Genomic DNA, 25,589 nt, shown 5'->3' on the forward strand with positions numbered 1-25,589 from the left:
GTCAGGCGTCGGCCCACGGCCGGAGTTTCTCCGGATTCCGCATCCCCCAGATCCGCTGGATGCGGTCGTCGGCGACGTGGAACGCGAACACGGCGACGGTCCGCCCGGCCTGCTGGAGCACGAGGCCGGGCAGTCCGTTGACCTCCCGCTCCACCAGGTCGAGGCCGGAGGTCAGGTGCGCCACCGTGAGGAGATAGGACGCGACCGCCTCGCGCCCCTCGAACGGGTGCAGCGCGGCCCTGACGACACCTCCGCCGTCACTGGCCGCCTTGACGTCCGGATCGAGGAGACCGATGAGGGCTTCGATGTCCTTGGCCTCCCACGCCTTCTTGAACTCCTTGACGAGGTCCGCCTGCCGGGCGACCGGTGCGGGCACGAGCCGCGACGCGCGGATGCGGCGGCGTGCGGAGGTCGCCAGCTGACGGCAAGCGGCCGGGCTACGGCCGACGATCGCCGCGACCTCGGCGAAGGGGTAGCGGAAGACGTCGTGCAGGACGAACGCGACCCGCTCGGCCGGGGTCAGTGATTCGAGCACGACGAGAAACGCCATGTTGATCGACTCGTCGAGGGTGACCCGGTCGGCCGGATCGTCGGTGGGCGGGCGCAGGGTCGTCCACTCGACATGTCCCGGCACCGGCTCGGGGAGCCACTCGCCGACGTAGCGTTCCCGCCGCTTGCGGGCCGAACCGAGGAGGTCCAGGCAGATGCGGCCGGCGACGGTGGTCAGCCAGGCGCCGGGGGAGTCGATCGCTTCCCGCTGTGCCGGGGACAAGGCGTACCAGCGGGTGTAGGTCTCCTGCACCACGTCCTCGGCCTCGGAAAGCGAACCGACCAGGCGATACGCGAGGCCGATCAGCTGACGCCGCTCACTCACTATCGCCTTCAACGCCGGGTCGAGCGGGTCTTGCGTGCGTTCGGTCATGGGAAGTCGCCCCCTGGGTCTCGTGCGTTGTCCCGGGTACGACGAGACACGCCCGCCGGTTGTGAGGTCACTGCCGGCAGTGGGCCTTCGATTGCGTGCCTGCGCTTGGCCACGTCGATGAAGGAATTGGGACATCGAGTGTCCCGATTCCTTCCTCGACGAGCCACCTTCGACACACTGTGCGGCTCTCGGGCTTCGCCTTGCCACGGTAGCCACAGGATCGGCAGCGGGTCACCGTCGTGGTCCGTGAAACCGGGGCGGCATGGGTCAGCGCGCCCCGGCTTCGGTGAGGATCCGGACGACGGCCGCCTGGCCTTTGGACCGGGCGTGGGCGAGGGGAGAGACGCCCTGTTTGTCGGCGAGGTTCATGTCGGCCCCGGCGGCGGCGAGTGCTCGGACCACCTCTTGGTGACGTGGCCCGCCGTCGCCGAGGATGACCGCTTCCAGCAACGCGGTCCAGCCGAGATCGTTCACGTGGTCGACGTCGATCCCGCTGCCGGCCACCAGCCGCACGTACTCGGCGTGCCCGCGTTCGGAGGCGGGGATCAGCGAGACGCCGCCGTACCGGTTGGTGATGGTCAGATCCGGTTTGGCCTCCAGCAGCAGCTTCGCCATCGGGACGCTGCCGGTGACTCCGGTGACCAGCCACGGCGTGTCGTGCCGTCCGTCGAGCGCGTCCGGGTCGGCGCCCGCGCGTACCAGGACCTCGGCGACGTCGACGCGGTTCTCGGTGACCGCGACGAGCAACGGGGTCCGGCCGCGATCGTCACGGGTCTCCAGATCGGCGCCCGCCTCGACGGCCTGCCGGACGCGGTTCACGTCGGCTTCGAAAAGCTGGCTCACGGGGACTCCTTGGCGGGGCGGCTGGGACGAGGCGGGCGGCGGGGCGGTGCTCGGTGCCGTCCGGGGTGGTGCGCTCGGTGCCTGGGGGGAGCAGGCACCGAGCACGAGGGCGGCGAGCAACGCCACGATCGCCCGCTCACCGATCATCAGCGAAGTTCCCCGATGGCGCGCAGCCCGGCCGTGGCGAAGCGCTCGTCGAGGTCACCGCTGGGCGCCCCGCCGACGCCGATCCCGGCGATCGGGCCGCCGTTCGCGGCGACCGGCACCCCGCCGCCGAGGAAGAGCGTGCCCGGGATGTCGCGGATGGTCGGGCCGTCGCCCTGGGCGTTCTTGGCCAGCGCGGACGTGGGCTGTCCGAAGGAGACCGCGGTGAAGGCCTTGCGCTTGGCGGACTCTTCCGTCTGCGGCCCGGCGCCGTCGCCCTTGAGCAGCACACGCACGTCACCCGAGCGGTCGACCACGGCCACGGTGACCCGCTGGCCCTCCTTCTCGGCTGCGTCCAGCGCGGCCTGCGCGGCCCGGGTGGCGGCGTCGACGCCGAGCACGCTGGTCTGCACGACGGCCTGCTGGGCGGGCGGCTGCGGCTTGTGGTCCTGTGCCTGCGCCGCGCCCACACCGGTGGCCAGCGCGACGGTCGCGAGACCGGCCGTCATACCGAGGATGAGACGAGTGCGGGGGAGCTTGGCGTTCATCGGATTTCCTTTGCGGTGAGGGGGTGTTGCCTTCCCCTACGACTCTCCCGTCCGGCGGGGCGCGGCGAATCGGGAGAGTGGACATCGATCGGGCGTCGAGTGATCGGTGGGGGCATCAACCGAACGATTGATGCGGAACACCCAGCCTCCCTGCTTACGATCATCGGCGACGAAGGGAGGACCGAATGGAATCGCACCTCGGCGCGGCCACCCGGCTGAACGCCGCGATGCATGCCGGGTTCTTCCTGCTGCTCGCCGCGTCGGTGGCCCGGTTCGTCGCGGGGCACGGGTTGAGCGGTGCCACACCGTTGATCCTCGTGCTCACCGGCGCGCTCGCGCTGGTGTACGTGGCGGGGATACTGAGCTGGGAAACGCTGGGCCGGTGGCGTCCGGTGTGGTTGACGGCGGTGATCGCGGTCTGGCTCGCGCTGGTGGTGGCCGCGCCGAGTTTCGCCTGGTGCGCCGTGCCGTTGTTCTTCGTCTGCCTGCAGATGCTGAGCCCGCGGGTGATGGTCGCGGTCGTGGTCCTGCTGACCGCCGCGACCATCCTCGCCCAGCTGAGGATCGCGAGTGGGTTCGATCCGAGCCTCGTCCTCGCGCCCGTCGCGGTCGCGCTGATGGCCACGATGACCTTCCTGCAACTCGACCGGGGCCGGAGGAAACTGGGGGAAGCCGTCAAGGCACTCCTGGGCGCCAGGGTCGATCTCGCGCAGAGCCAGCGACTGGCCGGGATGATGAAGGAACGGGAGCGGCTGGCGCGGGAGATCCACGACTCCCTCGCACAGGGGCTCTCGAGTATGCGGATGCTGCTGCAGGCGGCGGAGCGGTCGTGGGACACGGACCCGGAGCTGGCGAAAGCCCATGTGTCCCGCGCCGTCGAGGCGGCGGGGGACAACCTCGCCGAGGCGCGCCGGTTCGTCAGAGGCCTCGGGTCACCGCGGCTCGACGCCGGGGATCTCGCCGAGACCTTGAAGGAACTCGCCGAGCAGATCATGTTCGCCGCCATGCACGAGGTGCGCTTCGAGACCAGCGGAGACCCGTATCCACTGCCGCCCGCGGTGGAGGCGGCTCTGCTCCGGGTCGCACAGGGCGCGCTGGCGAACGTCAGTGAGCACGCCAAGGCGACGAAGGCCGCCGTCACGCTGACCTACCTGGCCGACAAGGTCGTCCTCGACATCCGCGACGACGGTGTCGGCTTCGATCCGGCGTCGACTCGCGCGAGCGGCGACCGGGGGAACGGTATGCGGATGATCAGCGAGCGGCTCGCCGAACTCGGTGGTGAGATGGTCGTCGAGAGCGCGCCAGGAGAGGGCACCGCGCTCGCCGTCGCCGTGCCCACCAGGGAGGTCCGATGACCGTCCGGGTACTGATAGTCGACGATCATCCGGTGGTGCGGGCGGGAATCGCCGCCCTGCTGGCAGGCGAGCCCGGCTTCGAGGTGATCGGCGAATGGGCGGACGACCGGCCGACGGAGAACCGACGCGTCTGTGACCAACTCGCGACGGCCCCGACGGCGTGAACGCCACCGGCTGACCGACTCGGCACGAGCCCCGAAGGTGCGGTGCCACCACCACGACGCCGAGCTGGCTCCCGGGTGGGCCGACCGCGGCACGCCCCGCCGGTGACCAGGGCTCACGGGCCGCCGGCCACGCTCCGCTCAGGGGTCCGTGCCCGGCCCGGGCATTCGGGCCCCTCGGCGCTCACGCCGCGTAGCGCCGCGCGGCGGAGACGCGGTCGGACTCACGGTCGCGAGGGTCGACCGAACCTCGGGCAGTATCGACGCGCAGCTGTCTCGACGACGAGGCACCGTGCGCAACCGTACTGCGTCGGCACGCGGTCGCGCGGCTCCGATCCGCACGGCGCGCCAGCGCGCGCCGGCCACGTGAGACCCGCGGACCCGAAACCGGCCGATGCCGGCGCGCGTCCGCGAGCGGCAACACGCATCACAGCTGGCCGCCCTCCGCGCCAGGCCGAACTGGGCCGCCACGCCGGCCTGTCGCACGCAGCGCCGGGCGGTGCGCCGAGGCGGCGACCTCCTTGACCACGTCCACGATGGCGAGGTTGCGTTCGGTGAGCGTGCCCAAGGCGAAGTTGAAGTTCTTGCGAGTGCCGTCCTCGGACGGCACCCCGGTCAGATCGTCCCGGCTGTACTTCCCGGTGAGCACGCCGCCCGCCAGCGGTGACCAGGGGACCACTCCCAGCCCCATCTCGCGTGCCATGGGGATCAGGTCGCGTTCCCCGGTGCGCTCGATCAGGTTGTACTCGATCTGCAGCGCGACCAGTGGCGACCAGCCGCGCAGGTCGGCGATCGCCTGCATCCGCGAAACCTCCCAGGCCGGCGCGTTGGAGATCGCCACGTACAGAAGCTTGCCCTGCCGGACCAGATCGTCCATCCCGCGCAGGATCTCGTCGACCGGGGTCGTGAAATCCCACACGTGCAGGTAAAGCAGATCGATGTAGTCCGTGTTCAGCCGCCGCAGACTGGATTCCACCGACGCGAACAGGCTTTTTCGCTGGGCGCCCCCGGAATTCGGATCGCCCGGACGGCGCAGGGTCGTGTATTTCGTCGCCAGCACGAGGCTTTCGCGATTGTCGTGGGCGAATTCGCCCAGCAGCCGCTCGGAGCTGCCGTCGGTGTAGGTGGATGCGGTGTCGATGAAGTTGCCGCCGCGTTCGACGTAGGTGTCGAACAGTTCGCGCGCCTCGTCCCGCCCGGCGCCCCAGCCCCATTCGGTGCCGAACGTCGCCGCGCCCAGCGCCAGCGGGGACACCCGTAGCCCGGACCGGCCCAGCAGCCGATAGGTGTCGAGGGTGAGCGACATCGTGTCCTCCTGTACTCGTGATCCGTTGTCGAGGACGAGTCTGCGACCGCCGCGAGCAGGGGTTAAGGGAGAAGACATCCTGGGAACACCGGTCCCACCCTCGCTGTTGGACCGGGCATGACGACCCCCACCGTGGACCCGACCCAGGAGCTGGCCGCGTTCCTGCGGACCCGGCGTGAACGCCTGGACCCGGACGAATTCGGCCTGCCGTCACGCCGCCGGTCCCGGCGGACCCCGGGTCTGCGCCGCGAGGAGGTCGCCGAACTGGCCGGGATCAGCATCGACTACATCGTGCGGCTGGAGCAGGCGCGCGGGCTGCGTCCGTCGGCGGAGGTGGTGGAAGCGCTCGCGCGAGCGTTGCGCCTGGCCCCCGACGAACGTGTCTACCTCTTCGACCTGGCCCGTCAGCGACCCCGCAACGCCGAGAAACTCGCCACCACCGCGGCGCCGCCGCTGGCCCGGCTGATCGCCGATCTGTCGCCGTTGCCCGCCATGTTGCTGAACCACCGCTACGACATCCTGGTCTGGAACGACGAAATGGCGAGGCTGCTGGTGGACTTCGCCACGTTGCCGCCGTCGCAGCGCAATGCGATGTGGTTGTGCCTCAAGCATCCCGAGGTGCGCGAGTTCTACGCGGACCGTGAACGGGTGGTGCGGGAAGGGATCGCTCATCTGCGCGCCGCCTGGGCCGCGCATCCGGACGACCAGGCCTTGGCCGATCTCATCGCCGAATTCACCAGCGACGGGGAATTCGCGCGGCTGTGGGCTGAACGTGATGTCAAGGTCAACGGCCGTGGACGCAAGGTGCTGCGGCATCCCGAGGCAGGCGTGCTCGATCTGCATTTCGAAGTGCTGACGCCGCTTCAGGATCAGGATCAGCGGCTGGTGATCTATCGCGCCATGGCCGAAGAAAGCCGCTCGGCGCTGGACCGGTTGTTCAGCACCTAGTCTTGCTGAGCCGCGCGGGGCGGTCGGCGAGCGGCCCGCCCGAGCGGAGCAGGTTCCCCAGCGTTTCGAGCGGCTCGGGGACGACGGTGTACCAGCTCCAAGTGCCACGCCGCTCCCGCTCGAGGATGCCGGCGGAGACCAGCACCCGCAGGTGATGGCTGAGCGAGGGCTGGGGCATGTCGAACTCCTCGGCGAGGTCGCAGAAACACGCCTCGCCGCCGGGGGAGTGCCGCACGAGCGACAGCAAGCGGATCCGGACGGGATCCGACAGCGCCTTGAACAGCTTCGCGGCCGTCTCGGCGTCCCCGGGATCGACGACCGCCGCGGGTTCGGCCATCAGCAGGGTCACCGCGACCGGCTTCCGGGTGCGTCCGTTCTCGCTCGTCACGAGCCCAGCGTACCCGTTGAATTGACAAAATTCGATCCAAGGTCTTCAATTTGGATCGAGATACTTCAATCCAGGTCGCCCGGACCGAGGAGACGTGATGAACCCTGCGACCGAGGGCTTGCCCGGCCGTGCGGCGCTGGACCAGCTCGACCGGATCGCCGACGAGCTGGCCGATCGGTTCCGTGGCACGTTCGGCCGCGAGACGATCGAATACTGCGTCGAGGAGACGTACCGGCTGCTGGATCGCTCGGCGACCGTCAAGGTCCACCTGCCGGCGCTGACCGCCCGGTTCGCCCGGCTGCGGCTGGTCGACCTCGCCAAAGTCGGCGGGCTCACGCTGGTGACCGCGCCGCAGGTCTTGTTCGTGTGCGTGCACAACGTCGGCCGCTCACAGCTGGCCGCGGCACTGCTCGACCATCACGCCTTCGGGCACGTGATGGTCCGCTCCGCCGGATCGCGGCCCACCGGGGAGATCCCTCCGGTCATCACCGAGGCGCTGGCGGAGCTGGGCATCCGGCTCGCGGGCGCCTACCCCAAGCCGTTGACCGACGAGGTCGTCCGTGCGGCCGACGTCGTAGTGACGATGGGCTGCGGGGACGCGTGCCCGGTCCACCCTGGAAAGCGGTACCTGGACTGGGACGTGGCGGACCCGATGGGCCAGTCGCTGGCGGTCGTCCGCGGGATCCGGGACGACATCGGCCGCCGCGTCCGGCACCTGCTCGACGAACTCATCGACTGATCACCGCAGAAAGGCGGACTTGGTATGACCCGCAAGCCCGAGGTGCTGTTCGTGTGCGTGCACAACGCCGGCCGCTCCCAGATGGCCGCCGCGTTGCTGCAGCACTACTCGCTCGGCCGGATCGCCGTCCGGTCCGCGGGGTCCGAACCCGCGGACAAGGTGAACCCGGCCGCCGCCGCGGCGCTCGCGGAGTGGGGATTGGACGTCACCGCCGAGGTGCCGAGCAAGCTGTCCACAGAGGACGTCGAAGCGTCCGATGTGGTGATCACGATGGGCTGTGGTGACACCTGCCCGGTGTTCCCCGGCAAGCGTTACCTCGACTGGCCGCTGGAGGATCCCGCGGGCCAGGGTGTCGACGCCGTCCGCCCGATCCGCGACGAGATCGACCGCCGCGTCCGTGGCCTGGTCGCCGAAATCCTCGACGCCTGACCCTCGCTTCCGACCTCTGGAGACCAGCCCCGTGACCCGAACCGCCGAAGAGACCGGCACCGACGTCCTGCACAAACTGTCCTTTTTGGACCGGTTCCTGCCGGTCTGGATCATCGTCGCGATGGGCGCCGGGCTGCTGCTGGGCAGTGTGATCCCCGGTCTGCAGGGTGTGCTGGACGCGGTGAAGATCGGCCAGGTGTCGCTGCCGATCGCGCTCGGTCTGCTGCTGATGATGTACCCGGTGCTGGCGAAGGTCCGCTACGACAAGCTCGACACCGTGACCAAGGACAAGCGCACGATGGTGCTTTCCCTGGTGCTGAACTGGATTCTCGGTCCGGCGCTGATGTTCGCGCTCGCCTGGCTGATGCTGCCCGACCTGCCGGAGTACCGGACCGGGCTGATCATCGTCGGCCTCGCCCGGTGCATCGCGATGGTGATCATCTGGAACGATCTCGCCTGCGGTGACCGCGAGGCCGCGGCGGTGCTGGTCGCGCTGAACTCCGTCTTCCAGGTGATCATGTTCGGTGTGCTCGGCTGGTTCTACCTCGATCTGCTGCCCGGCTGGCTGGGCTTGGACACCACGAGCATCGACTTCTCGCCGTGGGAGATCGCGCTCAGCGTGATCATCTTCCTCGGGATCCCGCTCGCCGCCGGTTACCTTTCCCGCCGCGTCGGGGAGCGGAGCAAGGGCCGCGACTGGTACGAGGGCGAGTTCCTGCCCAAGATCGGCCCCGTCGCGCTCTACGGCCTGCTGTTCACCATCGTGATCCTGTTCGCCCTGCAGGGCGACAACATCACCTCCCGCCCGCTCGACGTCGCCCGGATCGCGCTGCCGCTGCTGGTGTACTTCGCGATCATGTGGATCGGCGGCTATCTGCTGGGCAAGGCGTCCGGTCTCTCCTACGAGCGCACCACGACGCTGGCGTTCACCGCGGCGGGCAACAACTTCGAACTCGCGATCGCCGTGGCCATCGGCGTCTTCGGCGTGACGTCGGGGCAGGCGCTCGCCGGGGTCGTCGGACCGCTGATCGAAGTACCGGTGCTCGTCGCGCTGGTCTACGTCAGCCTCTGGTTGCGCAAGCGCTGGACCGCGAAAGCGCCCGCGGAGTGACCGCAGCCGTGCGGGTGGTGGTCATCGGCGGGGGTCAGGCCGGTCTCGCCGCGGGCTACTACCTGCGCCGTGCCGGGCTGGACTTCGTCATCCTCGACGCCCAGGCCCGGCCGGGCGGCGCCTGGATCCACGGCTGGGACTCGCTGCGGCTGTTCTCCCCGGCACAGCACAGTTCCCTGCCAGGGTGGCCGATGCCGCCCTACCCAGGGCCGGGTTATCCGACCGCCGACCATGTCGTCGAGTATCTCGCGGCGTACGAGAAGCGCTACGAACTCCCGATCCGCCGCTCGGAGCCGGTGAGCGACGTGTCCCGTGACGGCGGACGATTCACGGTGAGCACCGATACGGGGGAGTGGAGCGCCGAGGCTGTCATCAGTGCCACCGGCACCTGGTGGCGGCCCTTCCTGCCGTTGATGCCCGGCGGATTCACCGGTCGCCGGCTGCACACCGTCGACTACCGGGATCCGGAGGAGTTCGCGGGCCAGGACGTCGTGGTGGTCGGCGGCGGCAACTCCGGCGCCCAGATCGCCGCCGACCTCGCGGGCACGGCGAACCTGACCTGGGTCACCCGCCGCCCGCCCCGCTACCTGCCCGACCACGTCGACGGCAAGGCACTCTTCGACGTCGCCACCCGGCGCCGCCGAGCCCTCGAAACCGGGCAGGCCGACACCGGCGGAGTCGGCGGTCTGGGCGACATCGTCGCCGTCCCACCGGTCCGGGAGGCCCGTGACGCCGGGCTGCTGCGGCCGCGCCCGATGTTCACGAGACTGGACAGCGAAGGTCCTGTGTGGACGGACGGGACCCACCGGCACGCGGACGCGGTCATCTGGTGCACCGGGTTCCGGCCCGCGCTGAGCCATCTCGCGTCGCTGCGGCTGCGGACCACCCGCGGCCGCATCCCCACCGAAGGCACCCGAGTGGTGGCCGAGCCCCGGCTGCACCTTCTCGGCTACGGCGACTGGACCGGGCCGGCGTCGGCCACGCTGATCGGCGTCGGGATGACCGCGCGGGCCGCGGTCGCCGACATCAAGGCCATGCTGGAGACCGGCGGCTCGTAGGCCTGAAGGCCCCCTTTTCTCGGCGCAGCCGAAGGAAGGGGGCCTTCACGCGCATCAAGCGGTGACGAGCGACAAACCGTAGTTCTGCAGGATCTCGTTCACCGGCTGGAACCAGGTCTCCCCGCCGGAACCGCAGTTGCCCCAGCCGCCGGAAGTGACTCCCTGCGCCTGGTCGCCGGTGATGAAGGAGCCGCCGGAGTCGCCGGGTTCCGCGCAGACGTTGGTGCGGGTCATCTGGTGCACCGCGCCCTGCGAGTAGTTGACCGTCTCGTTGTGCCCCAGCACGGTGCCGCAGTGCCAGTGCGTCGTCGAACCGGACCGGCACACCGAGGTGCCGACCGGCGCGACCCACGAGCCGCGAACGAGCGCGTCGCTGACGGTGCCCCAGCCGAGGACGACCGGCGCGGTCCACCAGCCGTTGCCGATCCGGATAAAGGCGTAGTCGTTGCCGGGGAAGGAAGAACCGGCGAAGTTGCCCATCGCCGAGCCGTCCCAGCCGACGACGGAACTGCCGGTGCCGCCGCAGTGGCCCGCGCTGACGAAACCGCCGTGGACGGAGAAACCGATGGAGCAGCGGGTGTTCCCGTTGATGTAGTACGGGTCGCCGCCGACGGTACCCGCCGCGAACGGTTCGGCCTTGGGGGCGGTGACCACCGTGACCGGACCGGATTTCCTCGCCCTGGCCAGGAAGTCGTCGACGTCGGAACCGTGCGTGCCCGGCCGCACCGCGACCACGACGCTGCCGCTGCGCGGATCGGCGCGCCAGCCGCTGACGGCTGCGGGGGCGGGCTCGGTCTCGACCGACCTGTCGATTTCGGCCTTGGCCGCGTCGAGCCGTGCCGCGCTGATCGCGGCCGCGGTGGGTTCGGCGCCTGCCTGCCGGACGGCGGGAGCGGCGGCGGGGTCGGTCACCCCGACGACGAGTTTGCCGCGCGCCGGATCGAACCAGGCGCCGCCGAACGCCGCACCGGCGGCCTGCTGGGCGGCGGGCAGCACCCGCGACGCGGTCATCTCCTGGGTGAGCCGGGCCGAGGCCTGCGCGGCGGTGAGCCCCAGGTCCCGCTGCATGGCGGCGATCAATCCGGGGGAAGCCTGTGCGACGGGAGCGAAAGCGGCGGATGTGAGGCTCGCGGTCAGGACGGCGGCGCCGCCGACTGCCAGGGCGATTCTTCGACGCATGGTCTAGTCCTCCAAGGCCGGGGGAAAGAAACACACTGCCCGCCGAGTGTGCGGCCCTGGTCCACGAAAGGGCGAGGATTGTCCGGTCTTCTGTCCGGAATTCACAAGAGCGAATTCCGGTGGACCGGACCATCCAGTGTCTACTTAGGACGGACAGTCGCCCGGGTCGTCCGAGCGCCCTCGCCGGGGTTCCAGTACGTTGCCGGATATGACCGCGTCGCCGGAGGATGTGCCGGAGCAGGTGCTGCGCACCTCGATCGTGGAGCGGTTGTTCGCTCGTGAAGCCGACCCGCGCCCACTGTTCACGCACCAGGACCACAGCGCCGGTGTGGACAGCACGGTCACCTGGACGGAGTTCGTCTCGCGCGTGCGACTGGTCGCGGGCACGCTGCGCCAGGTCGCACGGCCGGGTGATCGTGCGGCCGTGCTCACCGGCCAGGACTTGAATTACCCCTTGGCGTTCTTCGGAGCGCTCGCCGCCGGGCTCATCGCCGTGCCGTTGATGGCACCCGGCAGCCCATCCCAGCGAGCCAGGCTCACCGGTGTGCTGGAGGACAGCGGCGCACGGGTTTGGCTGACCTCTTCGGCCGCGGCCGTGAAGGTCCGCGAAGCGGGCACGCCGGACCACCTGATCGTGGTCGACGAACTGTCCGGGCCGGGGGCCGATCCGGTCGCCGTCGCGCCGGAAAGCCCCGCGTATCTGCAGTACACGTCCGGGTCGACCCGCGAACCCGCCGGTGCCGTGATCCCGCACCGGGCGGTGGCCGCCGCCTGCTGGCAGGCGAGCCGGGCCTACGCCGTCGACGAAGGCACGACCTGTGCCGGCTGGATCCCGTTCTTCCATGACATGGGCCTGATCCAGCTGCTGTGCCTGCCGGTCCACGCGGGGGCGCGATCGGTGTTCATGTCGCCCGCCGAGTTCGTGCACCGTCCGGTGCGCTGGCTCCGTCAGCTCGCGGATCACCCGGCCGTGTTCACCGCCGCGCCGAATTTCGCCTTCGACCTGGCCGTCGAAGCGGCCGGAGAAGCGGGGGACGACCTCGACCTCTCCGACGTCCGGATCGCGCTGAACGGCGCCGAGCCGGTGCGGCCGGACACGGTCGCGCGCTTCCGGGAGACCTTCGGCCCGCACGGATTCCGTGCCGACGCCCACCGTCCGTCCTACGGCCTGGCCGAGGCCACCGTGTACGTCGCGAGCGCGGACGCGGAAGGACCGCGTAGCGCGGTGTTCGACCGCGAAGCCCTCGCGCAGGGCCATGCGATCGAGGTGCCGGAAGGTCAGGAACTCGTCTCGGTCGGCCGGCCGCTCGGCCAGCGGGTCCGGATCGTCCGGGACGGGGTGGCGCAGCCCGACGGCCTCGCCGGGGAGATCTGGATCCACGGGCCGAACGTCGCGGCGGGGTACTGGGGCCGTGGAGACGCCGCCGCGTTCGGCGGCGAACTCGACGGCGTCACCGGCTGGCTGCGCACCGGTGACCTCGGCGTGGTCCACCGCGGCGATCTCTACATCACCGGCAGGCTCAAGGACCTCATCGTCATCGACGGCCGCAACTTCCACCCGCAGGACATCGAGGCGGTGGCGGGTGAGGCGCATCCGGCGATCCGCCGCGACCGCGTCGCCGCATTCGGTGTCACGGACGAAAGGGGAGAAGGGGCGATGTTGGTAGCCGAATGGGCAAAAAACGCCGACGCGGATGTCAAAGAAGTGACGAGAGTGGTATTGCGCGCCGTTTCCAGAGAACATGATCTGACGCTGCGATCGGTACGTCTGGTTCCCTCCGGTGACCTTCCGCGCACTTCCAGTGGCAAGGTCGCGCGAGCCGCGGCGAGGGCGCGTTATAGTCGGCCCCGTGGGTGATCACCGCGCGGAGGTCGTGAAGGTCGTCAGTGAGACTTTTCGGCTTGATCCCGCCGAAATCGAGTCCGACGCGCCGCTCGAAGAGCTGGGTATCGACTCCAAGGGACGGATAAGACTCCTGTCGGCGCTGGAGATCTACCACGACGTGAGGATCGATCTGGACCAGCTGGACCGGTTCACCGACATCGGGTCGGTGGCCGAGGTGCTCGCAGAGGCACTCGGCGTCAAGGCCGACGGATCCGACGAAAGGCGCTGAAAAGAATGAGCGGGGGCTTCACCGCGGCGACCGATGCGCTTTCATCGGCGTCGAAGAACATCGGAAAGCTGACGGAACAGCTGCTCGAAGACAATCCGGATCTGTCGAACACCCCGGTGAACGCGGCGGGCTTCGGCCAGGCGCACGGCGACCACGCGAAGAAGTACACCGACGGCGTGGCGGCGTTGTGGGCGTCGGTCCAGGGGTACAGCACCACGCTCGGCTCGTTCGGCACGAACCTCGGTACCGCCGCCACCGCCTACGGCACCAACGAGGACGAGCAGAAGAACAAGATCACCGAGACGGGGATGCGCTAGTGGCCACCGAAACCACCTGGACCGACGTCAAGGCAGTCCTCGACGACCCGGCCGTCCCCGCCGAGCAGAAGACCAAGCTCATCGGCTCGTGGATGCGGACGCATCCGGCGCCTCCGCCGTGGTCGGCGGACCAGGAGCCGGAGGACATCAAGCGCAAGCGCGAGGAAGCCGAGAAATACGCGGCGTCCTACAACGCCATCCCGTTCCTGGCGTCCGACGACGTCGGCAAGGTCTACGACGAGGCGAAGAAGGCCGGAGATCAGGCCAGCTTCAACCAGAACGAAGAGACGAAGGCCGTCGACGAAGGCAACAAGAAGCTCGACGGCGTGAAGGAACCCACCGCCGAGGGCGCCGGGACCAAGACGTCGGACGAGATCTTCGACGCCGCCGCGCCCGCGCTCAAGGTCTTCCAGACCTTCGGCTCGCTGCTGGCGAAGGTTCCGGAAGACTGCCGTGGAGCTTCTCGCGCGCTCGATTTCGACAAGGACATCCAGAAGCCGTTCGACGAGCAGCGCGGGATCAGCTTCAAGAACTTCGTCGACGACGCCGCTCACTTCAAGACCGGTGCGAAGACCGTGCAGAAGGCCATCGACGACACCGGTTCCCAGCTGACCACGCTGTACGGGACCTGGACCGGGGAGGCCGCCGACGCTTCGTCGGCCAACTACAACGAGAAGATCCTCCCCAAGGCCAAGAAACTCTCGCAGACACTGGACAACGCGAGCGAAGCGACGCTGCACACCACCGCCACGGTCTTCAAGCTGTGCAAGGGCAAGGCCGACACGGTCGTCGACCTCTACAAGGAGATCGTCGGCAAGGCGGACTTCACGATGGCGCAGAAGGTCATCGCCATCGCCGCCGGCGAGAAGAGCGGCAAGGAGGACCTCGGCGCGATCGCGGGCTGGATGGACGTCAACTTCGGCTCCAATCTGGTCCAGCAGCTGAACAACGACGGCTGCTGCGACGACGACGAGTTCAAGAAGGCGGGCCAGAACCTCGCCAAGCAGTGGATCCAGAACCAGTTCATCCCCGAGATGTGGACCATCATCTACGAGGGATTCGCCAAGTCCTGCAAGGAAACCAAGGATTTCGTCAACCAGGCCTACGACGAGCTCGACAAGGTCATGGGCAAGGTCAAGAACGAGTTCGAAGGCGCGGGCGCCGGTGGAGCCGGTGGCACGGGTGGCGGCCCTGGCGGCACGGGCGGCGGGCCAGGCGGTCAGGGGCCGGACTTCACCGGTGGCCAGGGCGGACCGGGCGGTGGCCCCGGTGGTGGTCCTGAAGGCTCGGGAACCGGTGGACCCGGCGGTGGGCCGGGCGGTTCGGGCCAGGGCCCGGACTTCACCGGCGGCACGGGCGGCGGGCCAGGCGCCGGGCAGGGACCGGACTTCACCGGCGGCACCGGCGGCGGTCCGGGCGGCGGCGGCCCCGAGGGCGGCTCCGGCAGCGGCCCCGGTGGCGGTGGTCCCGGTCCCGGTGGAAGCGGTACCGGTCCGACGGGCGACGTCAAACCCCCGCCGGTCCCGGACGTGAAGATTCCCGAGAGCGGCTCCGGGTCTCCGGGTGGCTCCGGCGGTGGTCCGGACGCGAACAAGGATCAGACGTCGCCCTCGGGCGTGACCCCGCCGCCGTCGAACGGCGACGAGCAGAAGGCCGCGGCCGAAGAGGCGAAGAAGCAGGCCGCCGCGGCGGCCGAGAACGCGAAGAAGCAGGCGTCCGAGGCGCTGGGCAAGCTGGGCGACGGTCCGGCCGGTGCCGACCTCGGTGGTTCCGGCGGCTCCGGGCCGGGCGGTTCGAGCCCCGGTGGCGGTGGCAACACCGACGCTGCGGCCGAAGCCAAGGCAGCGGCCGAGAAGGCCGGTGAGGAGGCGAAGAAGCAGGCTTCCGACGCGCTGAACAAGCTGGGCGACGCCCCCGGCGGCATGGGCGACACCGAAGCCAAGGACGGCGACTCGAAGGACGGCGAGAAGTCCGCCGACGAGGCGAAGAAGAAGGCGTCGGACGCCTTGGACAAGCTCGACGACGAGCTGTCCGGCGAAGACAAGCTGACCGGTGACAAGCCCGGTGAGGACGGCGGCAAGGCCGAGGACGGCGAACGCGAGACCCTCAAGGTCAAGCAGGGCGACACGACCTTCGAGATGACCGAACCGGACGAAGACGGCGAGATGGAGATCAAGGTCGGGGACGGTTCCGGGCCCGCCAAGGACTTCAAGCTCGACTGGACCGGCGACGGCGACGAGTCCAAGCTGGGCTCGACCCCAGGCCAGGACGACGGGAAGCCGGACAAGGACGGTGTCCACCGTCCCGGTCCGGACGGCAAGATCCACATCCAGGACGGCGATGTGAAGATCACCGCCGAACGGCCCGACGGTCCCTCCGGGCCGACGGTCGTCACCGTCGACGACGGCACCGGCAAGCCGACGACGTACACCCTCGGCGAGGACAAGCCAGCCACGGACAAGCCCTCCGCCGACAAGGCGTCGCATCCGGCGACTCCCGTCACCGGGACGGCGCAGCCCGACTCCAAACCGGAGTTCACCCCGCACCACGGTGGCGGCGGAACCGTCCCCGACGGGATCCGCGCCGGTGACATCGGTGGCGGTGGCGGTGGTGGTTTCGGAGGCGGCGGCGGTAGTGCGCCGTCGATGCCCTTCGAGACCGCGAGCCCCGCGACGGGCCAATCGCTCAGCGAAGGCGTGCACACCGGCGGCGGTGGGACCCAGCAGCCGCAGCCCGTGGCCGCGGGTGCCCCGTCGGCTCCGATGGGCAGCCCGTCGGGTCAGTCGTTCGGCGGCGGCGCGATGCCGCCGATGGGCATGGGTGCCGGCGGAGCGGGCGGCCAGGGCGGAGACCAGGAACGGACCAACCGCGCGTACCGGATCGAGGGCGAGGTGTTCGACCAGATCAACGAACCCACCGGCCGCATCACCGGTTCGCTGCTGGACGACGAGGATCAGTCGGTCACCCGCAAGCGGTGAGCCGGGTCAGGGGAGAACAGATGAGCGCCGATGACACCGCCGCCATGAAGGCGACCCTGGACGGCCTGGTCCGCGAGCAGTCGGAGCGCCGGGCGCTGCGGGACAAGCGCGCCGACGAGATCAAGGCGAGCTCGCAGGAGTTCATGACCAAACAGGTCGCGACCGCCCAGCGGTACGTCGAGCACCGGCGGGAGCTGGGGCAGCGCAAGACGAAGTCGGGCTGGAGCACCGACCGGTCGCACGCGCGGCCGGGGGCGGCGTCGCCGTTCGAAGACGAGCCCGTGGACATGGCGGCTCCGTTCGCTTCGGAGCCGCCTGCCCGCCCGGGGCGGGACACGCCCCGGCGCGCTCCCCGCACCCGCCCGGCACCGGCGGACGACGAGGACGACGCGTTCCTCAACAACCGCTGGCGCGACTGAACGCCATCGGCACGGGTTTGCCCTTGCCGCCCCGGGGTATCCGGGGCGGTGAGGCGAGCCGGAACGAGCCGGCCGGTTATCCAGGGCGGATGGGTTCATGGTCGACGTGAAGATGACGGTAGACGCTTCTCCCGAGCGTGTGTTCGAGGTGCTCGCGGATGGCTGGACGTACGCGGCGTGGGTCGTGGGGGCCTCCCACATCCGTGACGTCGACGCGGGCTGGCCGGCGCGGGGGACGCGGATCCACCACTGTGTCGGGTCGTGGCCACTCCTGCTCGACGACGTCACCAAGGTGCACGTCGCCGACCCGCCGAGGCTGCTCGAACTCGACGCGCGGGCCTGGCCCTTCGGCACCGCGCGGATCCGGTTGGAACTGCGGGAAACCGCGCCGGGGACCACGGAGATCCTGATGTCCGAGCAGGCGACCCGCGGGCCGGGACGTCTGCTGCCGGAGGCCGCGCAGGCGCTCTTCCTGGTGCCGCGGAACCGGGAATCCCTGCGACGTCTCGCGGATCTCGCGAAGGGCCGCGAAGCCGCTCAGCCGCCGGCTTGATCCTGGTGGCTCGGCCGCCCGAGCCGGATCCGGTCGCGCGGCGGGTCGAGCGGGCGACTGTCTCCCCGTCGCCCGGCGCGGATGGCGGCGAGCAGTTCCTTGATCGTGGTCGCCGCGTCGTGGCGGGGCCGCCAGCCGAGTTCCTCCCGCGCGCGCCGGGTGTCCACTAGGGACGCCCGATCGGCGAGCCGCAGCCAGGACGGATGCAGTGGTTGCAGGCCGAGCCGCCAGCTCGGCCAGGCCAGCCCGGTCAGCAGCCGCAGCGGTACGGGAATCCGGAACCCGCCTGCCAGTCCGGCGAGGTCGCGGCTGTCGAGGACGGGTTCGCCGGCGAGGTTGAACGCACCGGTCGCGCGGCGGTCGAGGATCGCCCGGATCGCCTGTGCCACGTCGTCGGAGTGCACGACCTGCATCCGCAGCCCCGGCCACATCGGCACCGGCAGCCATTTGCCGCCGAGCGGCAACGGCGGCGCGAGCGGGCTGAGCAGCCACCCCGAGAACTCGGCCGCGGCGTCCGGCTGCACGACACCGCACGGCCGGATCCGCGCCACCCCGATCTCGGGGTGATCACGGCAGAATTCGTCCAATTTGGACTCGAAAGCCGCTTTTCCCGCGCTGTAGGCGCTTTCGGGGAGACCGCCGCAGGGCCACTCCTCGTCCACCTCGGCCCAGCGGTCCGCCGGGGTGTAGGCGGCGACAGACGACGCGCACACGATGTGCTTCACGCCGGCGTCGGCGGCCGCGCGCAGGACGTTCGCGCTGCCCGCCAGGTTGGTCCGGCGCATGGCCGGATCGTCGGCACGCGGATGGATCGCCCACGCGAGATGCACCACGGCGTCCGCGCCGCCGAAGATTTCGGTCAGCCGTGGCCAGGCGTCGTTCGCGCCGATGTCCTGCTGGACCCAGCGGGCCGACGAGTAGGGCGCGGCGGTCGTGTCGGGGTGGCGGCGTGCCACTCCGAGCACGTCGTGATCCTCTCCGGCCAGTGCCCGGAGCAACGCGGTCCCGATATTGCCGCTCGCTCCGGTGACGACGATCTTCATCCGCGAGTCCTCATCGGTAGACGGCGCGGTGCGCGGCACGCACCGTCGCGCGATAGACGGAACCGGCCCAGCCGTCCCTGGTCAGCGCCGCCCTGGCGGCGTTCGAGCCGGGCGCGCCGTGCACCGCGCCGCCGGGATGCGCCGACGCGGACGCCAGGAAGAGCCGGTCGATCGGCGTGTCCGCCCGGCCGAGACCGGGGACGGGCCGGAAGAAGAGCTGCTGCTGGATGGCCGCGGTCCCGGCGTTGATCGAACCTTCCACCAGGCTGTGGTTGCCTTCCTCCAGCTCCGCGGGTCCGGCGATCGCGCGGCCGGCGATCAGGCCGCGGAAACCGGGCGCGTGCTTCTCGATGACCTCTTCGATCCGGTCCGCGTGGCGGCGCAACCGGGAAGCGGACCAGGACTCGCCCCTCGGCACATGCGTGTAGGCCCAGGCCGATTCGGTCCCGGCGGGGGAGCGGGTCGGATCCGCGGTGGTCATCTGCCCGAGCAGCAGGAAGGGATCTTGGGGCACCCGTCCGCAAGCGAGATCGTTGGCGATCCCGGCGAGGCCGTCGAGGTCCGCTCCGATGTGGACGGTGCCCGCTTCGCCGACTTCGGCGGCGCTCCACGGAATGGGCGAGGACAGCGCCCAGTCCACTTTGATCGTGGCGTCGTCCCAGACGAACCGGTCCAGATCGGACACCAGCCGCGCGGGAAGGTGCGCGGCGCCGACCAGATCCCGGTAGAGCACCGGAGCGGGGACGTCGGCGAGCACGGCCTTGCGGGCACGGACCGATCGTCCGTCCGCGTCCCGTACGCCCACCGCCCGGCCGTCCGAGACCGTGACTTCGGTGACCGGCGTATCGCAGACGATCTCCCCGCCCTTGGCGGACAGGCGGTTCACCAGCGCGTCGGTCAGACGCCCCGCCCCGCCTTCCGGCACCGGGAATCCGACGTCCTGGCCGAGCATGGTCAGCAGCCAGCCGAAGACACCGCTCCCGGCCTGGTCCGGGCCGAGGTCGGTGTGCATGGCGTTGCCCGCGAGCAGCAGACGGGCGCCCTCGCCGTGGAACTTCTCCTTGCCGAGGCCGCGGGAGGTCAGGGTCAGCATCCTCGCCAGCCGGAGCGATTCCGCCGTGCCGAGTGTCTTGAACAGCCGCGTCCCCGACCGCACCGGCGGAAAGGGGCGCACGATCGCGTCGAGCAGCGGTTCGCGCAGACGCTGCCAGTTCGCGTGCTCGGCCCGCAGGCTGTCCGCGTCCCGCTCGTCGAACTCCGCCACGGAACGAGCCGTGCGGTCGAGGTCGCGGGACTGCAGGACATACCGGTCGTCGGGCAGCACATGCGCCAGCACCGCCGGCGCGTGACGCCACCGCAGGCCGTGGTCCTCGAGGTTCAGCCCGGCGAGTACCGGCGACGCCGCGCCGAGCGGATAGAAGGCGCTGTAGACGTCGTTGCGGAAACCCGGCGCGGTGAGTTCCTCGGTCCGTACCGCGCCCCCGGGCACGGCCGTGGCCTCGATGACCAGCGTCTCCCAGCCGGCGTCGGCCAGGAGATTGGCCGCGACCAGGCCGTTCGGCCCCGATCCGATCACCACGGCGTCGACTTCCATGGTCAGGACATACCCCGGACGGGCGGATTCAATCCCCGTAGATCTACTTCGCCCGCATGGACAGCCAGGCCTCGTGCTGCTGTTCGGTCTTGGCCCAGAGGGCCGCCAGTTCGCCGGTGCCGATGTCCTCCACCGGGATGCGGAACTCGCGCAGCGTCTCGGCGAACTCGTCGAGAGAGGCCAGGGTGTGGCGGTCGCCGTCGCCGCGTTTGAGCGTGCGCGCCCGAAGAGCCAGTTCGCGGCCGTCACGGTGATGTTGTGCCACCAGCACCTTGGCGAACGGCGAGTCCGGGGACCTGATCTCGGCCCGGTCGGCGAATTCGGTGACCTCGCGGGGCTCGGTGCGGTAGTCGCAGGAGCCGACCGTGCCACCGGGATGGTGGTGCATCCGCCAGGTTTCGTCGTCGAGGCGCTCGATCCGGAACGGCAGTTCTCCTTGCCGGTACGTGCCTTCCCGCACCGGAAGAGGTTCGAGGAACGCGTCACCGATGCCGGTGTCGGCGAGCCAGGTCTCCCCACCGACGTCGACCAGCAGGGCGATGTGGTTGCCCCATTGGCCCTCGCCGCGGGTCGAGCGCAGGACGGCGCCCTCCACGACGGTCACCGCGAATCCCGCCGCTCGCAGCAGAAGGGCGAGCGCGCCGTTCATCTCGTAGCAGAGACCGCCGCGGCGACGGCGCGTGAACTTGTCGATCAAGGCCTCCTGGTCGAGCAGGATCGTCCTGCCGAGCTGGAGGTCGAGGTTCTCGTAGGGCACGCGCAGCCGCCAGGCCCGGTGCAGGTTCCGGAGCGTGGCCGGATCCGGGCGGACGGGCTCGCGGTACTCCAGCCGGTCGAGGAACGCGTCGAGGATCATAGGAACTCCTTGGGTAGATCCACTCTAAAATTAGAGTAGCTCTAATTTTGTTGTCGATCCAGTATGCTGCTCCTCATGACCGAGCCGGTGGGTTTGCGGGAACGGAAGAAATGGCGCACCCGGAAGGTGTTGATCGAGACGGCGTACCGGCTTTTCGAACGACAGGGCTACGACCGGACGACCACCGCCGAGATCGCCGCGGCCGCCGAGGTGTCCACCGCGACGTTCTTCAACCACTTCGCGACGAAGGAAGACCTCCTGCTCACCGACGACGGCGAACACCTCCTGCGCGTGGGCCTGGACGTGCTCGCCGCGCGCGAGGCGGGCGAGACACCCGGCGGGCTTCTGCGGCGCGCGATGCTCGGCATGCTCGCCGAGGCCGGAGCGGGGCTCCGCGATCCGGCCTCGGAGCCCGAGCGGATCCGGCTGGGCCTCATCACGTCGGTACCGTCGCTGCGCGCGACGATGCTGCAGCGCGCCTTCGACGCTCAGGAGCGGCTTTCGGCCGCGTTGTGCCGAGCCTGCGAGATCGACGAGGTCGACGCCGCGGCGCTGGTCGGTGCCGTCACCGGGGCGGTCTTCGCGGCCGGGCGGACGGCCCTCCGCCTCGGGACTCCGCTGGACGAGGCGATGCGCCGCGCGATCGAGCTCGCGACGGCCTGACCGGGCGGCTTCACGAACGGTGCCAGGCGATCCCGCGGTAGGCGGAGCTGTCGGCAGCGAAGCCGTAGCCGATGACGACGGTGCCGGTCGCGTTGATGTGCTGGGCCACTATCGCCGTGATACCGGCAGGTGACGGGAGCGGGAAGGGTGTCGCGTCCGCGTCCCAGCGCACCGGCCGCACCCTTCCCTCGCGCACGGACTCGCCGACGACGGTCCCGGCCTCGTCGACGTCGAAACATGTACTGGCGGCGTCCGAAGGCAGGGGCCGGAGCACGGTGGGCCGTCCTTCGCGATCCCAGCGCGCCGCGACGCCGCGCCGGTCCGGCGTCAGGCCCCAGCCGATCGCGTCACCCCGCCCGGTGATCCGGACGACCTGCCCCGCGGAGAACTCCGGTTCACCGGTCAGCAGGACGGTGCCTCCGTCGCGGTGCCACACGACACCGTCGCCGAGGATGGCGCCGGCGTCGGTGATCCCGCATGCCGTCGTACGGCGGGGCGGGGGCAGGGTGCTGATCTTCCCCGAGGACGTCCAGCGCACCGCGGTGCGGACGCCCGAGCCGTTCCTGGCCGATCCGACGACCTCGTCCAGTCCGTTCAGGTCCTGCCCCTGCGTCTCGCCGTCCCCTGGCAGGGCGGCGAGTTCGACGACCTCACCGCCGGGTGCCCAGCGCAGCGCCCGCCAGCGGTGGCCCGGCCACATCGCGTTCCCCAGGATCGACCCGCGCGCGTTCACCCGGCACGCCGTGCCGGAGAGCGCCCCGGCGGGGAGTTCGAGCGCGCGCACCCGGCCGTCGGGCCACCAGCACACGGGCCGCAGGTGTTCGCCGGCGACGAGTGAACCCGCGATGACGCTCGCGGCATTGACGCCGACCGCGCGTCCGCCGGAGCAGCCGTCGAGGAGAGGCAACGGGGTGGGATGTCCGTCGCGATCCCAGCGCGCCGGCCGTGACCCGGACTCGCCCACGATCACCCCGGCGTCGTTCACGCCGTAGGCGCCGGTGCCCTCTCCGCCGGAGAGCGGCCGCAGGCCGACCGCCGTGAAGCCGGGTCCCTCTGGCATCGGATCGGGCACGAGTGGGCAGCCTAGTGCGACGGCGCACGCGATGGGGAAACTTGCACTGACCGGGTGACGCGGCACTCCACAATGGACCTGGCTACGGCGTCAGCACGATCCGGCCGAACACTTCGCCGTCGTCCATCTTCCGGTGCGCCAGCACGGCTTTCTCCAGCGGCAGCACCTCGTGCACCACCGGACGCAGTTCACCGCGCGCCGCCGTGCCGAACTGCTCCGCGCTCACCGCCCGCCGATCCGGCTCGGGGATCGAGTCCGCGCTGAAGGCCGCGAACGACAAGGACTTCCGGAAGGCCGCCATCAGCTTCGCGCCGAAATCCGCCGGGGGCATGCCCGCGACCACGCCGACGAGGACCATGCGGCCGTTCGGATTCAGGCGGTCGAAGAAGGACGGCATGTCCACACCGGACACGATGTCGACGACGACGTCGTACCCCGGCGGCCCGGCCCCCTCGCCGGACCGGTCGAGGACGTGGGTCGCCCCCAGTTCGCGCAGGCGCTCGCCGCGTTCGGCCGAGGACGTCGTGACCGCCACCGCGCTCGCGCCACCCTGCGCCGCGAGCTGCACCGTCATGATCCCGATGCTGCCCGCCGCCCCGCGCACGAGCACCGATTCGCCCGGCGCGAAACGGGCGTGGGCGAGCGCGAAATGGGCCACCATGCCGGAAGTCCCGATGGCCACCGCGTCGGTGGCGGGCAGGTCGCCGGGAAGCGGGAGGATCCTGTCCGCCGGGGCGGCCACCTGTTCGACGTAGCCGCCGCCCTCGCCGGTGAACGTCCAGACCCGCCGCCCGGCCAGGGCCGGATCGACCCCGCCGCCGACCGCCGTGACGGTTCCGGCCACCTCGTTGCCGGGGACGAATCCTTCCTGGAAGCCGCCGAGACCGGCCAGAGCGCCGCTGCGGATCACGGTGTCGACCCCGCCGACACCGATCGCTTCCACGTCGATCAGCACTTCTCCCTCGGCGGGAACGGGGGAGGGGACGTCGATCACGGCAAGGCCTTCGGGGGCGCCGAACGTCCGGATCTCGACTGCGCGCATTTCGTCTCCTGGTCGTCGATCACTGGTCCGGCGGACGGTAACGGACGCCCCCGTCCGTTTTGGCTAAACTGAGAGCGGTGACCGATCGTTTGCCTCGGATCCCGCGCTCCGACGCCGTGGACAACCGGGAACGCATCCTCGAAGCGGCTCGCGTGCTGTTCGCCACCGAGGGTCTGAACGTGCCGCTGCGGGAGGTCGCGCGCCGCGCGGGAGTCGGCCCCGCCACGCTGTACCGCCACTTCCCGACCAAGGAGATCCTGGCGACGGAGGCGTTCGCCGAGCAGATGCGCACCTGCCACGCCGTCGTCGACGAAGGGCTCGCGGATCCGGATCCGTGGCGCGGCTTCTGTTCGGTGATCGAGAGGATCTGCGAGCTGCATTCGCGCGACCGGGGCTTCACGGCGGCCTTCGTCTCGGCCTTCCCCAAGGCGGTGGACTTCACCGCGGATCGCGACCACGCGCTCAAGGCGATCGCCGAGCTGGCGGGCCGGGCCAAGGACACCGGGAAGCTGCGCCCCGACTTCGTCCTCGACGACCTGATCCTCATGCTCATGGCCAACAACGGGATCCAGGCCGCTTCGGCGGCCGCGCAGGTGGCGGCGTCCCGCCGGTTCGCCGCACTCGCGATCCAGGCCTTCCGGGCCGCGCCGGAACGGTCGCCGTTGCCGCCGGTGGCACGGCTGGCCCTCGTGCTGCCGGGAGTGACCCGCTGACTCATTTCCTGCGGGCTTCGAGCCCTTCCAGGATGAGGTCGAGGCCGTAGGCGAATTCCTTCGTGTGGTCGTAACCCGGCCGCCGGGCATGCTCGGTGATCACCTCGGCCAGATGCGGGAACTCGTCCCGCGGCAGGCCGTCCAGGATGTCACCCGCGACCTCCGGGACGTCTTCGCTCAGCGGGAGGTTCGACTCCTGCAGCACGAATCCGCCGATGTAGCTGTCGATGAGCGAGACGGCGTGCACCGCCATCGGGACCGTGAATCCCGCCCGCCTAAGGACACCGAGGACGGCGTCGTGGTGGCGTAGCGTCGCCGGCCCCGGATTCCGCCGGGAGTCCATGAGGCCCAGCGCCCAGCTGTGCCGCGAAAGGACCGCGCGCGCGGACGAAGCACGCGCGCGGATCGCCTCACGCCAATCGACGGCGCCGGGGTCCGGCAGCTCGATCGCCGCGAACACCGCGTCGACGACGCCGTCGAGGATCGCGTCCTTGTTCGGCACGTGGTGGTAGAGCGACATGGCCTCCACGCCGAGGTGCTGCGCGACCCGGCGCATCGTCATCGCCTCCACGCCGCCGCGATCGGCGACTTCGATCGCGGCTTTCAGTACGCGGTCCCTGGTGAGTGATCGGCGAGGCGGCACATTGACAACCTTACAGGTGTAAGACAGCCTTACGGTTGTAAGGCCATCGAGAGGAGAGACCGATGCCGATGCCGAGATGGTGGGGCCACATCAACAAGCGGGTGTTCAACCCCCGTGCGATCGCCGGAGGGAAGTATCCGGTGCTGGTCCACGTCGGCCGCAGTTCCGGAAAGACCCGCCACACGCCGCTCGACGCGCATCCCGTCGACGGCGGCTACCTGTTCGTCCCGGTGTACGGCCCGGAGGCGGACTGGGTGCGCAACATCCTGTCCGCGGGGGAAGCGCGGCTCCGGATCGCCGGACGGGAAGTGGACCTCACCCGCCCGCGGCTCGTCGGGGCGGAGGAATTCCCCGACGGCGTGACCCGTCCGCCGAAATTGCTCCGTGTCACCGAATTCCTCCGGATGGACCTGAAACCCTGAGAGGACCCTGTGCTCCGTTAGTACCAGGG

General features: G+C 70.3%; 27 protein-coding genes and 1 pseudogene. 16 read left to right on the forward strand and 12 right to left on the reverse strand.

Annotated elements, in window-relative coordinates; genetic code table 11:
* Position 1 precedes the first annotated feature (1 nt).
* From sigJ to NQK81_RS40130, 3 genes are all read right to left on the reverse strand, one after another.
* Entirely contained in the window at positions 2 to 922 is a 921-nt protein-coding gene (sigJ, locus tag NQK81_RS40120; RefSeq protein ID WP_257485652.1) for an RNA polymerase sigma factor SigJ, read from the reverse strand.
* Between the two features lie 267 nt (positions 923 to 1,189).
* The gene (locus tag NQK81_RS40125) at positions 1,190 to 1,765 is read right to left on the reverse strand and encodes an ankyrin repeat domain-containing protein (protein ID WP_257485653.1); all 576 of its coding nucleotides are present in this window, start codon (positions 1,763 to 1,765) and stop codon (positions 1,190 to 1,192) included.
* Between the two features lie 146 nt (positions 1,766 to 1,911).
* Positions 1,912 to 2,457 carry a GlcG/HbpS family heme-binding protein gene (locus NQK81_RS40130; RefSeq protein WP_257485654.1) on the reverse strand — a complete coding sequence of 182 codons (546 nt, stop codon included), beginning with the start codon at positions 2,455 to 2,457 and terminating at the stop codon, positions 1,912 to 1,914.
* A gap of 185 nt (positions 2,458 to 2,642) precedes the next feature.
* Between NQK81_RS40130 and NQK81_RS40135 the strand changes: the two genes are divergently transcribed.
* Entirely contained in the window at positions 2,643 to 3,812 is a 1,170-nt protein-coding gene (locus NQK81_RS40135; RefSeq protein ID WP_257485655.1) for a sensor histidine kinase, read from the forward strand.
* Positions 3,809 to 3,913, forward strand: a pseudogene (locus tag NQK81_RS40140) (DNA-binding response regulator); the annotation flags it as partial. The gene NQK81_RS40135 and the pseudogene NQK81_RS40140, both read left to right, overlap by 4 nt.
* 487 nt (positions 3,914 to 4,400) lie before the next feature.
* Here NQK81_RS40140 and NQK81_RS40145 read toward each other — a convergent pair.
* On the reverse strand, positions 4,401 to 5,279 hold the full coding sequence (locus NQK81_RS40145) for an aldo/keto reductase (protein WP_257485656.1): 879 nt from the start codon (positions 5,277 to 5,279) through the stop codon (positions 4,401 to 4,403).
* 117 nt (positions 5,280 to 5,396) lie between these two features.
* Between NQK81_RS40145 and NQK81_RS40150 the strand changes: the two genes are divergently transcribed.
* A complete protein-coding gene (locus NQK81_RS40150; RefSeq protein ID WP_257485657.1) occupies positions 5,397 to 6,227 on the forward strand; it encodes a helix-turn-helix transcriptional regulator in 831 nt (276 codons plus the stop codon).
* Here NQK81_RS40150 and NQK81_RS40155 read toward each other — a convergent pair.
* On the reverse strand, positions 6,217 to 6,615 hold the full coding sequence (locus NQK81_RS40155) for an ArsR/SmtB family transcription factor (RefSeq protein ID WP_185927384.1): 399 nt from the start codon (positions 6,613 to 6,615) through the stop codon (positions 6,217 to 6,219). The genes NQK81_RS40150 and NQK81_RS40155 overlap by 11 nt on opposite strands.
* Positions 6,616 to 6,712: 97 nt before the next feature.
* Here NQK81_RS40155 and NQK81_RS40160 point away from each other — a divergent pair, with 97 nt between their 5' ends.
* Genes NQK81_RS40160 through NQK81_RS40175 form a run of 4 tightly spaced genes read left to right on the forward strand, consistent with a single transcriptional unit; the run spans position 6,713 to position 9,952 of the window.
* Positions 6,713 to 7,354, forward strand: coding sequence for an arsenate-mycothiol transferase ArsC (locus NQK81_RS40160; RefSeq protein ID WP_257485658.1), 642 nt, complete (start codon positions 6,713 to 6,715; stop codon positions 7,352 to 7,354).
* A 24-nt stretch (positions 7,355 to 7,378) separates the two neighbouring features.
* Positions 7,379 to 7,783: an arsenate-mycothiol transferase ArsC gene (locus NQK81_RS40165; protein WP_126737062.1), complete on the forward strand. Its 405-nt coding sequence runs from the start codon at positions 7,379 to 7,381 to the stop codon at positions 7,781 to 7,783.
* Between the two features lie 31 nt (positions 7,784 to 7,814).
* The gene (gene arsB, locus NQK81_RS40170) at positions 7,815 to 8,894 is read left to right on the forward strand and encodes an ACR3 family arsenite efflux transporter (protein ID WP_306856011.1); all 1,080 of its coding nucleotides are present in this window, start codon (positions 7,815 to 7,817) and stop codon (positions 8,892 to 8,894) included.
* Positions 8,891 to 9,952, forward strand: coding sequence for an ArsO family NAD(P)H-dependent flavin-containing monooxygenase (locus NQK81_RS40175; protein ID WP_257485659.1), 1,062 nt, complete (start codon positions 8,891 to 8,893; stop codon positions 9,950 to 9,952). Before arsB ends, NQK81_RS40175 begins: the two co-directional genes overlap by 4 nt.
* 54 nt (positions 9,953 to 10,006) lie before the next feature.
* On the opposite strand, the gene NQK81_RS40180 is transcribed toward NQK81_RS40175, so the two are convergent.
* Positions 10,007 to 11,131 carry a S1 family peptidase gene (locus NQK81_RS40180; protein WP_257485660.1) on the reverse strand — a complete coding sequence of 375 codons (1,125 nt, stop codon included), beginning with the start codon at positions 11,129 to 11,131 and terminating at the stop codon, positions 10,007 to 10,009.
* Between the two features lie 208 nt (positions 11,132 to 11,339).
* Here NQK81_RS40180 and NQK81_RS40185 point away from each other — a divergent pair, with 208 nt between their 5' ends.
* The 6 genes from NQK81_RS40185 (at position 11,340) to NQK81_RS40210 (ending at position 17,512) form a co-directional block, all read left to right on the forward strand.
* Positions 11,340 to 12,989, forward strand: coding sequence for a fatty acyl-AMP ligase (locus NQK81_RS40185; protein WP_257485661.1), 1,650 nt, complete (start codon positions 11,340 to 11,342; stop codon positions 12,987 to 12,989).
* Positions 12,982 to 13,245, forward strand: coding sequence for an acyl carrier protein (locus tag NQK81_RS40190; RefSeq protein WP_185927382.1), 264 nt, complete (start codon positions 12,982 to 12,984; stop codon positions 13,243 to 13,245). The genes NQK81_RS40185 and NQK81_RS40190 overlap by 8 nt, the downstream gene beginning before the upstream one ends.
* Before the next feature lie 5 nt (positions 13,246 to 13,250).
* Positions 13,251 to 13,562, forward strand: a complete 312-nt coding sequence (locus NQK81_RS40195) for a hypothetical protein (RefSeq protein ID WP_126737057.1) — start codon at positions 13,251 to 13,253, stop codon at positions 13,560 to 13,562.
* Entirely contained in the window at positions 13,562 to 16,540 is a 2,979-nt protein-coding gene (locus NQK81_RS40200; RefSeq protein ID WP_257485662.1) for a WXG100 family type VII secretion target, read from the forward strand. The genes NQK81_RS40195 and NQK81_RS40200 overlap by 1 nt, the downstream gene beginning before the upstream one ends.
* A gap of 20 nt (positions 16,541 to 16,560) precedes the next feature.
* On the forward strand, positions 16,561 to 16,959 hold the full coding sequence (locus NQK81_RS40205) for a hypothetical protein (RefSeq protein WP_126737055.1): 399 nt from the start codon (positions 16,561 to 16,563) through the stop codon (positions 16,957 to 16,959).
* 97 nt (positions 16,960 to 17,056) lie between these two features.
* Entirely contained in the window at positions 17,057 to 17,512 is a 456-nt protein-coding gene (locus NQK81_RS40210; protein ID WP_257485663.1) for an SRPBCC family protein, read from the forward strand.
* Here the strand turns inward: NQK81_RS40210 and NQK81_RS40215 are convergent.
* From NQK81_RS40215 to NQK81_RS40225, 3 genes are read right to left on the reverse strand one after another with little or no spacing between them, the layout of a single operon-like run.
* A complete protein-coding gene (locus NQK81_RS40215) occupies positions 17,497 to 18,555 on the reverse strand; it encodes an NAD-dependent epimerase/dehydratase family protein (protein WP_257485664.1) in 1,059 nt (352 codons plus the stop codon). The two genes, NQK81_RS40210 and NQK81_RS40215, sit on opposite strands and share 16 nt — an antisense overlap.
* 10 nt (positions 18,556 to 18,565) lie before the next feature.
* Positions 18,566 to 20,149, reverse strand: coding sequence for a phytoene desaturase family protein (locus NQK81_RS40220; RefSeq protein WP_257485665.1), 1,584 nt, complete (start codon positions 20,147 to 20,149; stop codon positions 18,566 to 18,568).
* A gap of 43 nt (positions 20,150 to 20,192) precedes the next feature.
* Positions 20,193 to 21,005: an arylamine N-acetyltransferase family protein gene (locus NQK81_RS40225; RefSeq protein WP_257485666.1), complete on the reverse strand. Its 813-nt coding sequence runs from the start codon at positions 21,003 to 21,005 to the stop codon at positions 20,193 to 20,195.
* A 75-nt stretch (positions 21,006 to 21,080) separates the two neighbouring features.
* Between NQK81_RS40225 and NQK81_RS40230 the strand changes: the two genes are divergently transcribed.
* Complete coding sequence (locus tag NQK81_RS40230; protein ID WP_257485667.1) at positions 21,081 to 21,668, forward strand: TetR/AcrR family transcriptional regulator; 588 nt, start codon at positions 21,081 to 21,083, stop codon at positions 21,666 to 21,668.
* Positions 21,669 to 21,678: 10 nt separating this feature from the next.
* Here the strand turns inward: NQK81_RS40230 and NQK81_RS40235 are convergent, their stop codons facing one another.
* Both NQK81_RS40235 and NQK81_RS40240 read right to left on the reverse strand, forming a co-directional pair.
* A complete protein-coding gene (locus tag NQK81_RS40235) occupies positions 21,679 to 22,740 on the reverse strand; it encodes a hypothetical protein (protein WP_257485668.1) in 1,062 nt (353 codons plus the stop codon).
* Between the two features lie 82 nt (positions 22,741 to 22,822).
* Positions 22,823 to 23,782, reverse strand: coding sequence for a zinc-dependent alcohol dehydrogenase family protein (locus tag NQK81_RS40240; RefSeq protein ID WP_257485669.1), 960 nt, complete (start codon positions 23,780 to 23,782; stop codon positions 22,823 to 22,825).
* Positions 23,783 to 23,859: 77 nt separating this feature from the next.
* On the opposite strand from NQK81_RS40240, the gene NQK81_RS40245 reads away from it, so the two are divergent.
* Positions 23,860 to 24,495 (forward strand): TetR/AcrR family transcriptional regulator, encoded by a 636-nt coding sequence (locus tag NQK81_RS40245; protein WP_257485670.1) that lies wholly within the window; start codon positions 23,860 to 23,862, stop codon positions 24,493 to 24,495.
* A gap of 1 nt (position 24,496) precedes the next feature.
* On the opposite strand, the gene NQK81_RS40250 is transcribed toward NQK81_RS40245, so the two are convergent.
* Positions 24,497 to 25,138 carry a TetR/AcrR family transcriptional regulator gene (locus NQK81_RS40250; RefSeq protein WP_257485671.1) on the reverse strand — a complete coding sequence of 214 codons (642 nt, stop codon included), beginning with the start codon at positions 25,136 to 25,138 and terminating at the stop codon, positions 24,497 to 24,499.
* 62 nt (positions 25,139 to 25,200) lie between these two features.
* Between NQK81_RS40250 and NQK81_RS40255 the strand changes: the two genes are divergently transcribed.
* On the forward strand, positions 25,201 to 25,560 hold the full coding sequence (locus tag NQK81_RS40255) for a nitroreductase family deazaflavin-dependent oxidoreductase (RefSeq protein WP_257485672.1): 360 nt from the start codon (positions 25,201 to 25,203) through the stop codon (positions 25,558 to 25,560).
* Positions 25,561 to 25,589: the final 29 nt, after the last annotated feature.

This window comes from Amycolatopsis roodepoortensis (assembly GCF_024628825.1).
Classification (GTDB): domain Bacteria; phylum Actinomycetota; class Actinomycetes; order Mycobacteriales; family Pseudonocardiaceae; genus Amycolatopsis; species Amycolatopsis roodepoortensis.

Coding starts and splice junctions, on each gene's coding strand:
- NQK81_RS40165 (WP_126737062.1), top strand. CDS start 7,379: ATGACCCGCAAGCCCGAGGTGCTGTTCGTGTGCGTGCACAACGCCGGC.
- NQK81_RS40240 (WP_257485669.1), bottom strand. CDS start 23,782: ATGCGCGCAGTCGAGATCCGGACGTTCGGCGCCCCCGAAGGCCTTGCC.
- NQK81_RS40150 (WP_257485657.1), top strand. CDS start 5,397: ATGACGACCCCCACCGTGGACCCGACCCAGGAGCTGGCCGCGTTCCTG.
- NQK81_RS40180 (WP_257485660.1), bottom strand. CDS start 11,131: ATGCGTCGAAGAATCGCCCTGGCAGTCGGCGGCGCCGCCGTCCTGACC.
- NQK81_RS40135 (WP_257485655.1), top strand. CDS start 2,643: ATGGAATCGCACCTCGGCGCGGCCACCCGGCTGAACGCCGCGATGCAT.
- NQK81_RS40195 (WP_126737057.1), top strand. CDS start 13,251: ATGAGCGGGGGCTTCACCGCGGCGACCGATGCGCTTTCATCGGCGTCG.
- NQK81_RS40145 (WP_257485656.1), bottom strand. CDS start 5,279: ATGTCGCTCACCCTCGACACCTATCGGCTGCTGGGCCGGTCCGGGCTA.
- NQK81_RS40210 (WP_257485663.1), top strand. CDS start 17,057: ATGGTCGACGTGAAGATGACGGTAGACGCTTCTCCCGAGCGTGTGTTC.
- NQK81_RS40160 (WP_257485658.1), top strand. CDS start 6,713: ATGAACCCTGCGACCGAGGGCTTGCCCGGCCGTGCGGCGCTGGACCAG.
- NQK81_RS40225 (WP_257485666.1), bottom strand. CDS start 21,005: ATGATCCTCGACGCGTTCCTCGACCGGCTGGAGTACCGCGAGCCCGTC.
- NQK81_RS40130 (WP_257485654.1), bottom strand. CDS start 2,457: ATGAACGCCAAGCTCCCCCGCACTCGTCTCATCCTCGGTATGACGGCC.
- NQK81_RS40205 (WP_126737055.1), top strand. CDS start 16,561: ATGAGCGCCGATGACACCGCCGCCATGAAGGCGACCCTGGACGGCCTG.
- sigJ (WP_257485652.1), bottom strand. CDS start 922: ATGACCGAACGCACGCAAGACCCGCTCGACCCGGCGTTGAAGGCGATA.
- NQK81_RS40215 (WP_257485664.1), bottom strand. CDS start 18,555: ATGAAGATCGTCGTCACCGGAGCGAGCGGCAATATCGGGACCGCGTTG.
- NQK81_RS40185 (WP_257485661.1), top strand. CDS start 11,340: ATGACCGCGTCGCCGGAGGATGTGCCGGAGCAGGTGCTGCGCACCTCG.
- NQK81_RS40230 (WP_257485667.1), top strand. CDS start 21,081: ATGACCGAGCCGGTGGGTTTGCGGGAACGGAAGAAATGGCGCACCCGG.
- NQK81_RS40255 (WP_257485672.1), top strand. CDS start 25,201: ATGCCGATGCCGAGATGGTGGGGCCACATCAACAAGCGGGTGTTCAAC.
- NQK81_RS40220 (WP_257485665.1), bottom strand. CDS start 20,149: ATGGAAGTCGACGCCGTGGTGATCGGATCGGGGCCGAACGGCCTGGTC.